12 protein-coding genes and 1 tRNA gene are annotated in these 10201 nt (G+C 39.3%); 3 read left to right on the plus strand and 10 right to left on the minus strand.

Annotated elements, in window-relative coordinates; genetic code table 11:
- Positions 1-101: 101 nt before the first annotated feature.
- Entirely contained in the window at positions 102-767 is a 666-nt protein-coding gene (locus tag GCCT14_RS02420; protein WP_108624087.1) for a hypothetical protein, read from the plus strand.
- Between the two features lie 60 nt (positions 768-827).
- Here GCCT14_RS02420 and GCCT14_RS02425 read toward each other — a convergent pair.
- The 5 genes from GCCT14_RS02425 to rpiA all read right to left on the minus strand — a co-directional run bounded on the left by GCCT14_RS02425 (position 828) and on the right by rpiA (position 4284).
- A tRNA-Asn gene (locus GCCT14_RS02425) sits at positions 828-900 on the minus strand.
- Between the two features lie 71 nt (positions 901-971).
- Complete coding sequence (gene groL / locus GCCT14_RS02430; protein WP_108624088.1) at positions 972-2615, minus strand: chaperonin GroEL; 1644 nt, start codon at positions 2613-2615, stop codon at positions 972-974.
- Between the two features lie 30 nt (positions 2616-2645).
- Positions 2646-2975, minus strand: a complete 330-nt coding sequence (locus GCCT14_RS02435) for a co-chaperone GroES (RefSeq protein WP_108624089.1) — start codon at positions 2973-2975, stop codon at positions 2646-2648.
- A gap of 127 nt (positions 2976-3102) precedes the next feature.
- The gene (locus GCCT14_RS02440) at positions 3103-3522 is read right to left on the minus strand and encodes a bifunctional nuclease family protein (RefSeq protein ID WP_239978357.1); all 420 of its coding nucleotides are present in this window, start codon (positions 3520-3522) and stop codon (positions 3103-3105) included.
- Positions 3523-3591: 69 nt separating this feature from the next.
- A complete protein-coding gene (rpiA, locus tag GCCT14_RS02445) occupies positions 3592-4284 on the minus strand; it encodes a ribose 5-phosphate isomerase A (RefSeq protein WP_108624090.1) in 693 nt (230 codons plus the stop codon).
- Between the two features lie 66 nt (positions 4285-4350).
- Here rpiA and GCCT14_RS02450 point away from each other — a divergent pair, with 66 nt between their 5' ends.
- Positions 4351-5115: a Nif3-like dinuclear metal center hexameric protein gene (locus GCCT14_RS02450; RefSeq protein WP_108624091.1), complete on the plus strand. Its 765-nt coding sequence runs from the start codon at positions 4351-4353 to the stop codon at positions 5113-5115.
- 14 nt (positions 5116-5129) lie between these two features.
- Positions 5130-6353: a tyrosine--tRNA ligase gene (tyrS, locus tag GCCT14_RS02455; protein ID WP_108624092.1), complete on the plus strand. Its 1224-nt coding sequence runs from the start codon at positions 5130-5132 to the stop codon at positions 6351-6353.
- An 18-nt stretch (positions 6354-6371) separates the two neighbouring features.
- Here tyrS and GCCT14_RS02460 read toward each other — a convergent pair whose 3' ends face one another.
- The 5 genes from GCCT14_RS02460 to GCCT14_RS05435 form a co-directional block, all read right to left on the minus strand.
- The gene (locus GCCT14_RS02460; protein WP_108624093.1) at positions 6372-6878 is read right to left on the minus strand and encodes a hypothetical protein; all 507 of its coding nucleotides are present in this window, start codon (positions 6876-6878) and stop codon (positions 6372-6374) included.
- Between the two features lie 178 nt (positions 6879-7056).
- The gene (locus tag GCCT14_RS02465; protein WP_108624094.1) at positions 7057-7641 is read right to left on the minus strand and encodes a hypothetical protein; all 585 of its coding nucleotides are present in this window, start codon (positions 7639-7641) and stop codon (positions 7057-7059) included.
- A 2-nt stretch (positions 7642-7643) separates the two neighbouring features.
- Complete coding sequence (locus GCCT14_RS02470; RefSeq protein ID WP_108624095.1) at positions 7644-8414, minus strand: hypothetical protein; 771 nt, start codon at positions 8412-8414, stop codon at positions 7644-7646.
- An 84-nt stretch (positions 8415-8498) separates the two neighbouring features.
- Positions 8499-9290, minus strand: coding sequence for a coiled-coil domain-containing protein (locus tag GCCT14_RS02475; protein WP_157952507.1), 792 nt, complete (start codon positions 9288-9290; stop codon positions 8499-8501).
- 4 nt (positions 9291-9294) lie between these two features.
- A complete protein-coding gene (locus GCCT14_RS05435) occupies positions 9295-9648 on the minus strand; it encodes a hypothetical protein (RefSeq protein ID WP_108624097.1) in 354 nt (117 codons plus the stop codon).
- Between the last annotated feature and the right edge of the window lie 553 nt (positions 9649-10201).

Below are 10201 nucleotides of genomic sequence, written 5' to 3' on the forward strand. Positions count from 1 at the left end.
TCTAGTGGAAGAGATTAATCATCCTCCCCCCCCCCCCCCCTGTCCGAAATAGAGGACGATCTAACAGCGCGCGCAGTTTTGGAGTTGCCGTCGTAATTGTTATGTCTATAATAATTTTTCTTGGTGTGATTTTTCTGTTTGTTATTCCAAGTTATTTTTTAAGATTTTGCTCAAATAGTTCTGAAACATTAGCCAACAACAGACGGTGCCAATTTGCATCTTATCCATCTGCAAAATCAATTTTACTTTTTTATTCCATGTGGAATTGCTGTTTGTCGTTACTGATCATGTTATTTATGAACAAAGTAACAAGATGTGAAGTAATCTCATTTTACGTTTTAGAAGTCGTCGTTTTTTTATCGTTTTTATTAATTCAACTTTATTTGCATTCCAATGAAGTTTCACAGAGTTCGCAATTGTCAATCTTTTGTTATGTTGCTTCACAGATAATTTTATTGTTCTCATTTATTTTTAGAATTCCTCCAAGGAGAATGTTACCTGGGAGAGCTGAAACATCATCTGATGCTGAAGCATCACCTGCACTGAGTGAACGCTCACTTATTGAAACCCCGCCACCCCCATACACATATTTTCCAGGGTATGAATCAATTCCTATGTATGATTTGTCCCAACGTCCACCTCCTTACCAAGAGCCACCACCGGTTTATACATCACGAGAAAACGTAGGAGATGAGGACGAAACACAATTTGGAGAAAATGGCTCTGAGGAAGACCCCTACGAAGACATGCCACCTCTCGAAGATTAAGAAAGAAGTATTACGAATGTCATAGGCGAGAATTCCAAACATCGAACTGAACTTAAAATACTCCGGATGCAAGGCTCGAACTTGCGACAAATGGATTAACAGTCCACTGCTCTACCGACTGAGCTAATCCGGAACAGAAAACCAGACGCAGATTCTACTCCGCGCCAGGAATTCATGTAAAACTCAAGAGATTAAAAAGAGAAATCAATCACCGAATCCGCACATTCCATCACCGCAATCTTGATCTTTTGAGCAAGATGCGCTTGGAAGGTCGGTAACCGTTGCCTCAGTCGTAAGTATCATCGAAGCTTGTGCCTCAGCATTACGAAGAGCCATCACAACAACTTTTTTAGGGTCTATGACACCAGACAAAACAAGATCTTCAAATTGATCAGTTCTTGCGTTGTAGCCGAAGTTGCCCTCTAAATTCTCAACTTTCTGCAATATAACAGCGCTCTTTTTACCAGAATTTTCTGCAATCTGAAGAATTGGAGACTCAAGAGCTTTCAAAAGTATTTCCACTCCTAGTGTCTCATCACCAGAGCATTTGGGAGGGGATTTTCTAACCCTTTGAGCAGCCCTAAGAAGTGCAGTGCCACCCCCAGGCAATATTCCTTCGGCGACAGCAGCCTTAGTCGCCTCTAAAGCATCTACGATTCGGTCTTTACGCTCTTTCATCTCTACTTCAGTAGCGCCACCAACGTAAATAACAGCAACACCACCTGAGAAATGACCTAACTCTGTCTGCAAATTGTCCTTTGTGTAAGAAGAAGTAGCTTCTTGAAGCTCTAGGCGAATCTGTTCCTTTCTTGCCTCAATCTCTTCTTTGAATCCCTTGCCATCAATGACAACTGTTTTATCCTTGCCAACAACGACACGCCTAGCTTTTCCTAAGATACCAGACTGCGAGAGATCTAAAGATTCGAGTCGATCTCCCATCTCCTCACTAACAACACGACCACCAGTCAAAACAGCCAAGTTCTCAAGAGATCTTTTTCTACGATCTCCAAATCCTGGCGCCTTTACTGCACAGACACGAAGCCCCATTCTTAGACGATTAACTACCATAGTGGTTAGAGCTTCGTCATCTACGTCCTCTGCAACAATCAAAAGGGTAGAGTTTGAAGATGCTGCAAGTTGTAGAACCGGCACGATTTCCTTTATTTTGCTGATCTTATTGTCCGTTATAAAAACTAAGCAATCTTCGAGAATCGCTTCCTGAGTTGATGTGCTTGTTATGAAGTTCGGAGATATGAAACCGCGATCAAACGACATTCCCTCTGTTCTTTCTTGGTATGTATCGAAGCCTCTTCCTTCTTCGACGGTTATCGCGCCATCCTTGCCCATATCTGAAATAACAGAAGCTATCAGGTTACCAATTTCTTCATCTCCATTTGCAGACACGGTTGCAACTTGAGCAATCTCCTTTTTATCTTTTACAGGCAACGTCATCGCCTCAAGAGCTGCAACTACTTCTAATGCTGCTGCGTCCATTCCTCTTTTAATTTCAACAGGATTCGCACCTGCAGCAATCAATTTATCGCCTTCTTTGCACATTGCATATGTGAGGACAGTGGCAGTAGTAGTACCATCACCGGCTTTGTCTGCAGTCTTACTTGCGGCCTGTTTGACTAACTCAATTCCCAAACCTTCAATACCGATATCTGAAACGCTTTCCGCAACAGAAACTCCGTCTTTTGTTACACGAGGTGGGCCATATTTCTGCTCGATAATCACCCATTTTCCTTTTGGCCCGAGAGTCACAGAAACCGCTTTTGTTAGCCTCTCGACGCCTTTCAAGACCCTTTTTCGTGCATCTTCCTTGTACTTGATATCTTTAACGGGCATGTGCAACTTTCCTTATATTGTCACGGATCTCTACGACTCAACTTTTGCGAGGAGGTCTCCGCTGCTAACAATCACGAGCTCTTCATTTTCTATTGTGACTTCCTGGCCAGAATACTTGCCAATCAAGACCATATCTCCCACAGAAACAGGCATAGGAATAAGAGACCCATCTTTGTCCCTTTTTCCAGATCCAACTGCAATTACGCGGGCAGTTTCTGGTTTCTTTTTTGCGCTATCAGGCAAGAGAATGCCACCTTCTTTTGACTCTGTATCCATTCTTTTGAGCAGAACGCGATCACCAAGCGGTTGAAACCTAACTTGATCAACATGATTTTTGGAACGATTGTTTTCTTTTTCCATGAGCAACGATCTCCAGTGTGGACATATCCTGATTGAAATCAGGATGAGAGAATTGATGGTCTGGAGTTTAACCTCAGAATCTACTTTTTTGCAATCATTTTGGCAGGATGGGCCTGAGAGTGCCAGCTTAGTCGTAAAAAGGTATTACGCGGTCAAACAACTCTCGTGTGCAGTAAATTGGCACGTTTATCATTACTGCCAATGTGATGCAGTCACTTGGTCGAGCATCAATTTCAACAAGATAGTGTATTTCTTTCTGCTTTTGCTCGAGACAAAGTTTTGCGAAGTAAACTGTGTCTTGCATATCAGTAATGACTACTCTAAGGATGGAGACATCAAGCCCCTTCAGTATGAGTAGCAGAAGGTCGTGAGTCATTGGCCGTGTTCGAGAAAGTCCTGCTAGTTGCATCTGTATCATTCTACCGATTTGCGGTTCGGTATAGATTGCAAATTGCTTCTCTTCGTTTCCTAAAACGAAGACAGTATAAGCTCGATTTGGCACAATTCTATCAAACTTCATTAGGACCAGGTCATCTGCTTCTTCCACTTACCACTCCCTATGTAGAAAGAAGTAGCTTATTGTACTCGGCGATTGTGCCCAAGAGCAAGTTTCCCTTTAATGGAATGTTTTTTTGTTGATTTTGCACTTGGAATCGATGGTAAGTACGTGTGTCGGTTGAGATGGGTTCAGAAGAAAGATACCCGTTTCTAGGATCCCCGGAATAAGTTTCAATTTGTGATGGAGTGTTTTCCAATTTGGTTTTTCTTGCAGAAATAGGTCAGCTAGCCAATTTCCATTATCTGATGTGATCGGTGATCCCGCTTCATTCTTTCGGAGGTTGCATTTGCCTATTGAGGCTGTATTGTGCTCAACAAACTGAAACCCAAAAGGTAGAATTTCTAAAGAAATGGAAATTGGAAAAGAAAGATTCCATTTTTCTTCTGTGACAAGGACCAAGTATGAGGCAGCGGCCTGTTTTAGAATTTTTTCTCTTAGAAGAGCTCCTCCCATTCCCTTGAGTAAAACTCCCTCTGCTTCAGAGATACAATCGGCTCCGTCAATTGTCATGGCTAATTGATTTGGTATATCTTTTTTTAAAACATCTAGCCCTAATCTAATGGCTAATTGTTCACTAGCGTAAGATGATGCAGTAACCTGATACGATTGTTCAGTTGTACGTAAATGCGCTCCTAAGGCCTCAATGAATGCTTCGGTAGTGGTTCCTGTGCCCAGCCCTAGAACTCCTTCTCGTGGCAAACATTCAATTGCTTTCTTTGCTAGAATCGCCTTCAAATCGTAAATTCCCATGAGTTGCTCCTTACGGTTTTGGTTGTTTATTAATATGTTTCCAAAGTGAGGAAACCACGCGTGTTAATGAGATCTCAACTGCACAAATTTTTAGATGATTTGTATCAACCTCAACTATTCGATGATTTTGGACCTAATGGTTTGCAGATTGAGGGGAAGGAGACAATTGAGAGGATTGCTGTTGCTGTCACTGCCAGCAAATCAGCTATTGAGGAATCCTGCTCTTGGAATGCAGATGCTTTGATTGTACATCACGGTCTTTTCTGGAATGGAGCGCAGAATTTAATAGTTGGTCGTTTTCTGGAGCGTGTTCGCCCACTTGTTTTGAGAGAGGTATCTCTGTTCGGATATCACCTGCCTATGGATGGACATACGACTATTGGTAACTGTTGGGGGGCGGCTATTGATCTGGGATTGCAGGAATTGACTCAGTTAAGGCTGTCCATGAAGGAGAGAACTCCAGTAGCAGTGAAAGGGAAATTCTCAGCTCCTGTTTCTCTTGATAAGTTAGTTGATCAAATTTCTTCATATTACTCTTCTTCCCTTCGCGTAGCCTTGCCTTCAGGTGTTCAATCTGTTCAAGTTGTAGGAATCTGTTCTGGAGGTTCTCATCGTGCTTTTGAGTCAGCAGTTGAAGAAGGTGTTGACCTCTTTATTTCGGGAACTGGGGACGAGCCTCAATGGCATGTAGCTAGAGAATCTGGAAAAGTTTTTGTTTCAGCAGGCCACTTCGCTACAGAACGTGTAGGGCCACTAAAGTTAGTTGATAAGTTGCGAAAAGAATTTCCTTCTATTTCTGTTAAGTTTTTCGATGAACAGAACCCATTTTGAAATTGTGGAAATATATGAATCGCTTTGCTGAGCTCCAGGCAAGAAGCCTGATTGAATCTGCTACATCTGGGTGTGAAGATTATTTGCAGGAAGAGACACCAAAATTTTACTTGGGAGTTGATCCTACTGGCAAGAGTCTACACTTGGGTAATTTTCAGGGATTCATTCTTGCGAAATGGCTAGAAAAAATGGGATGTGAAGTTACGATTCTTATTGGAGGTGTTACGGCTTCGGTTGGAGATCCTTCAGGGAAAATGAGTGAGCGATCGTCCCTTGGGCAAGATCAAATAGAAGATAATAGTTCGTCTATTCAAAGTTGGATTGCTCGTTTCATGGGGCCTTCCATTAGGATTGTCAATAACCGAGATTGGTTCGATAAAATGAACCTTACTACTTATCTCAGAGATATTGGACACTTCTTTCGAATGGGCCCAATGTTAGGTAAGGAATGGATTCGTCGTCGTATTCAATCTGATGTAGGGATGAGTTATACGGAATTTTCATACCAGTTATTACAAGCTTACGATTTTCTCTACTTATTTGAAGAGTTAGGCATTCGTTTACAGATAGGTGGAAGTGATCAGTGGGGTAATGTCACAGCAGGTTGTGAGTTGATCCGCAAAAAAACAAAAGAAAGCACTCATGGGTTTGTTTGGCCTCTTTTGACTAAAGAGGACGGTACGAAATTTGGTAAAAGTGAGTCAGGGGCAATTTGGCTTGATTCAGATCTCCTTGCACCTGCTGATTTTTATCAGGAAATAGTCGCGTTGCCAGACTCTATTGTTATTAATGCTCTCCGCTCACTTACTTTTTTGCCTCTTTCGGAAATTGAACATTTGGAAAAATCTCTATCCAAAAGGGATTTGCAGCATCTTTTAGCTAAAGAGCTAACTCTTTTAATTCATGGAGATAAAGGGCTTGAAGAAGCACATGCTGGTAAAAAGTTACATATGGAAAAAGACATTTCTCAAGTTTCAGAAGATGAATTGGAAAAGGCTAAGACAGCCACTATTAGTCGATCACTTATTGTTGGAAAAAGCTGGCTCAGCCTTTGTGTTGAGTTAGGTTGGCTTGAAAGTAAAAATGTAGGAAGACGTTTACTGGTGCAGGGTGCTGTAAAAATAAACGGCAAACAAGTAGATGTGGACAGTCCACTTGAAGACTCAAACTTTTTGAAGGAAAAATTTATTATTTTTAATTTCGGGAAGAAGAACCAATTCATCCTGAAAGCGTCTTGATAGACGCTCTCTGTAGAATCAGATGATTTGTGGATCTATGTACTCTGGTGGCGTGGCTTGAGTACGTCCGGGAGCCTCCAACGCGATTATCAACATGAAGAAAGACACGTACGCAAAGATGAGAAAGTTAAAAAACCATGGTGCAATTATTCGGGCAAATATCCATTTTAAGGCCAATAAAAGTGCTATTAAGATAGGTAGGAAAAGATTCACATTGAGTCTAGTTTGACGATGAACAACTACGTTATTTTCTAAAGTAACCGCTTGTGCCAAAGAGAGGAAAGGCCATGGACTTATTCCAACTAAGACTTCTCTGTATACTCTATCTTCACCAGTTCTGCAAAATTTCCAAGCGCGACTGCATCTCAGAAACAAATCTCTACAACTGCACCACCGTACTGGATTAGGCGTGCAGAAAAAAGGGTCCGTACGACTAACAAGAAGAAGGTCTTTAACTCCTGTAGTGTTTGCTTGTCTGAATCCGGTATAAGTGGATTTAACTAAATTTATAAGACCGTCAAACATGGGCCTAACCTGTTGAGAAATGTAATTCGAGATAACTTTAGCAAGATTATAAATAAAAATTTATTTATTGTCTACAACAAGCAGACCGTCGACGGATAGTTGAACTGTCATGCTATTTCGGTATGATGCTTTTAGATTCTTTTGGGAAAATATTTCATGGCTTGTTGTTAACGACAGATTATAAAGTGTTATCAAACAGTTCTTCTGCATCTCTTACAAGAAATTGGATAAGTTGATTGTTTGTTTGGATGGGTTCTTTATTTATAGGTTGTCTGTCTACTTCAAGTGTAGTTGTTGTGCGACTTTTATTTCCTTCTATCCAAATTATTAGAAAAGACAAAAATAGATATCCGAAACGAAAAATATCCAAAATCCATACGTAAGCTAGGTTTACAGTTAGTCGTTTAATCAATGAAAACAGACAAAACAAAAGTAAAGGAATTGGATTAATATATAGTAAATTTGTGCGCTCTAAAACTACCTCTGATGTATCGACAACCTCTTTTTGAATGATAAATAATAGAGGCCAAAGATTGAATACTAAAAGAACCTCTAAGTTGCTTTTACTGCTTTCTACACTGTGTAAACACCAAGTAAAATTATGTCTTAGGAAGAAGGTTCTACAAGGGTATGATTGTTCTGTACTGATGTGTCCAAATTTAATCAGGCGAGAGGCATCTATTCTTGTTAATTTTAAGCTTTTAATGACGTTATAAAAGCGATAAATGCAATTTTTTAAACAGGAATATGGTGCAGAAATCACAGTTAATTATCTCCAGTATTAATATCTCGAGGTCTAACTGCATCAAAAGGAGTTGTTTCGTACCAAATCAAACATAAGTATGCAAAAAACAGTATGCCTAATATCGGTGAAGCAATACGTGTGACAATTATAGAAACTATAATTGGGATTATGTTCAAAGATACACATCTTCCTCTAGAGAGATCAGGATCACGACAGATATGTGCATCTGCTGCAGAAATGAAAGGCCAAAAGCTAATTCCAATTAGAAGAGATCGAATAGAAAGATCTTTCTGTTCTGGATCTTTTTGCATGAAGAGGAGACCAAAGCTTTTACTCAAAAATAGACGTCTTACACAAAGTCCTGGAATTGAGCTGTGTAGTGGTGCTCTTCGAGAAGCTAGATTTTTTAATAAAACTTTTTTTGATTTCGACATCTCTAGAAAAAATGAACAACCAAGAACAAGAAGAGCGTCTAAATACAGCAAGAAGGTTAGAAGAATGAAAAGTGGTTGCCAATATATTGCAAATAGAGCCATCAATAGTAACAGTATATTCAAGTTGATTCTATCATAGCCCTTTCCTTGGCCTCTCGTTGGAAGAAAAGGCCACGGAGAAATACCAAGCAGAATTTCTTTAACTTGTCTTTTCGTTTCCTTGCGAAACACATATCCGACACCAAAGCGAATGGAAGCTCTACCGAGGGCATGCCTGGGTCTTGTTATCGAATTTAATTTTGGCTCTTTATAGAGCTGTCCCTTCCAATGTGTTTTCCATCCGAGAAAAGATGTCATGTTAGCTTCTGTTTCTGAAAAATTTTCTTATATATTTTAACAGATAGAAGGAATCATCGCTATATGTTTAATATTAAGAATGGACTACTTTTTATTTGGATCTTCATTTGGATCCAATGTTTCTAAAGCGAACTCGAACACTTCATCTTCTTCTAATGACTCTTTACTCTTCTCCAGCGTTTCTACAGCGAGATCAATAGCTTTTTTTGACTCCTCGACTAATCCTTCTAGTTTCTTGTGCATTTGAAATGACTCATCGAACTTATCGCACATTGTATCAGTCAATATTTTCGTATTGTCAAACGCGCTTGTGTTTATGCTCTGTTTAAGTTGTTCTGTTGTTATTTTTAGATTTTGTTCATGATTTTCTTGGTTTTGCTTTGTCTCTTTTGTTGTCTGTTTTATCTCTTCTATGTCTTTTTGCAGTTGCCTTATTGAACCAGCTTGTTCATTAAGCCGCTCTTCTATGGAACGTTGTTGTTTTTCAATTTGTTTAAGTGTTTTTGATTGTTCCTCGCCTCTTTCTAAGAAGATTTTTTCTAGACGAAAGAATGCATTTAGAACGTGTAAGAAAAGAAGTATGAGACAAAATATCGCAAGGCACTTGAAGAAGATTCGATAATTAATAAATTCATTATAAATGCGTTGACACAGACTCTTATAGAGATAACATATTTTTTTTGTATATGGAAGTATGTTGGGAATAGAGTAGATGAAAGCAACAATTTTTTTTAGGAGTTGTATAGGAATGCGTATACATCGAACAAAAGTTTGCTTGCAGTAGGTTGAAACTCGTTGCGGAATACCACTAGTAACAACCTGATTTGGTACGTGTCTAATCTTAATCATATATGGAATAGGTTGTAGATAGTGCATGTCGTTAAGAGCTTGTTGGATAGGGGCTTGAAAGTAAGTCTATCATTCTTTCCAATAAGTAACCGAATAGGGAAGCAAGATGGTTAAATAGAGATTGTAATCCATCGATTAAATAGTAAAGGGATAGAAAGGAAAACGGAATGCAAGAGACAGTTATTAGTATTGCTAAAACAATATCAAAGCAGCAAAAAAACACACGCATAAATAGGCGTAAAAGAGAAGCCTTTGTAATTGCATTTAACAAGATAACGGAGGATATGCTTATCAATAATACAAGGGAGAAAATTAGAGGCTGATTAAAAAAATCTACATACAACTGCGCGCTTCTATCACTGGCAATCTTGGTTAAAGATTGCATTAGAAAGAAGCACTTCTTTGTTACAGAGCAAATTTTCTTTGCAATCAGATCACAGCAACTAAATCGACAGCTTGTATGGTAACGTGCGTGACAAGTAGAAGGCTGCGCGTTGATTTCGATCTCATTAAACAATAGATGCCCCGTTACATTTGATCCCAGAAGTGAGTTTATTTCAATTTGCAAAAATTGCAATGATTTTTACTTGAAGGTTAAATTGGTTTAATTATTTGAACAGTTCATGTTAAAGAAAGGTGTCTTTCAGTCTATGGGGAATAAGTGGAAAATAGGCAAAAAAAAGATGTAGCGAACAAGGCTTATATAATGGAAACCTGTCGCTACATCTTTTTGTATAAAAAGCTAATCTCAATGAGAGGCGACTTAACATTCCTCTACTTGTCTAATGAAGAATCTTTTTACAATTTTGAAAAGCGCACATATCAATGCAAATACTAAAGGAATTGCAAAAGCCACCCCAATAACCTTAAGCAATAAGTTAGGCAAAAGTGGACATTCCCTTACAATTTGTGCAACTATAGAAGTAATTGGAAGTGCT

It is taken from the genome of Candidatus Similichlamydia epinepheli, assembly GCF_003056015.1.

Excerpts from the sequence above, each read along its gene's own strand:
- GCCT14_RS02420 (WP_108624087.1), top strand. The coding sequence starts at position 102 with ATGTCTATAATAATTTTTCTTGGTGTGATTTTTCTGTTTGTTATTCCA.
- groL (WP_108624088.1), bottom strand. The coding sequence starts at position 2,615 with ATGCCCGTTAAAGATATCAAGTACAAGGAAGATGCACGAAAAAGGGTC.
- GCCT14_RS02435 (WP_108624089.1), bottom strand. The coding sequence starts at position 2,975 with ATGGAAAAAGAAAACAATCGTTCCAAAAATCATGTTGATCAAGTTAGG.
- rpiA (WP_108624090.1), bottom strand. The coding sequence starts at position 4,284 with ATGGGAATTTACGATTTGAAGGCGATTCTAGCAAAGAAAGCAATTGAA.
- GCCT14_RS02450 (WP_108624091.1), top strand. The coding sequence starts at position 4,351 with ATGAGATCTCAACTGCACAAATTTTTAGATGATTTGTATCAACCTCAA.
- tyrS (WP_108624092.1), top strand. The coding sequence starts at position 5,130 with ATGAATCGCTTTGCTGAGCTCCAGGCAAGAAGCCTGATTGAATCTGCT.
- GCCT14_RS02460 (WP_108624093.1), bottom strand. The coding sequence starts at position 6,878 with ATGTTTGACGGTCTTATAAATTTAGTTAAATCCACTTATACCGGATTC.
- GCCT14_RS02470 (WP_108624095.1), bottom strand. The coding sequence starts at position 8,414 with ATGACATCTTTTCTCGGATGGAAAACACATTGGAAGGGACAGCTCTAT.
- GCCT14_RS02475 (WP_157952507.1), bottom strand. The coding sequence starts at position 9,290 with ATGCACTATCTACAACCTATTCCATATATGATTAAGATTAGACACGTA.
- GCCT14_RS05435 (WP_108624097.1), bottom strand. The coding sequence starts at position 9,648 with ATGCAATCTTTAACCAAGATTGCCAGTGATAGAAGCGCGCAGTTGTAT.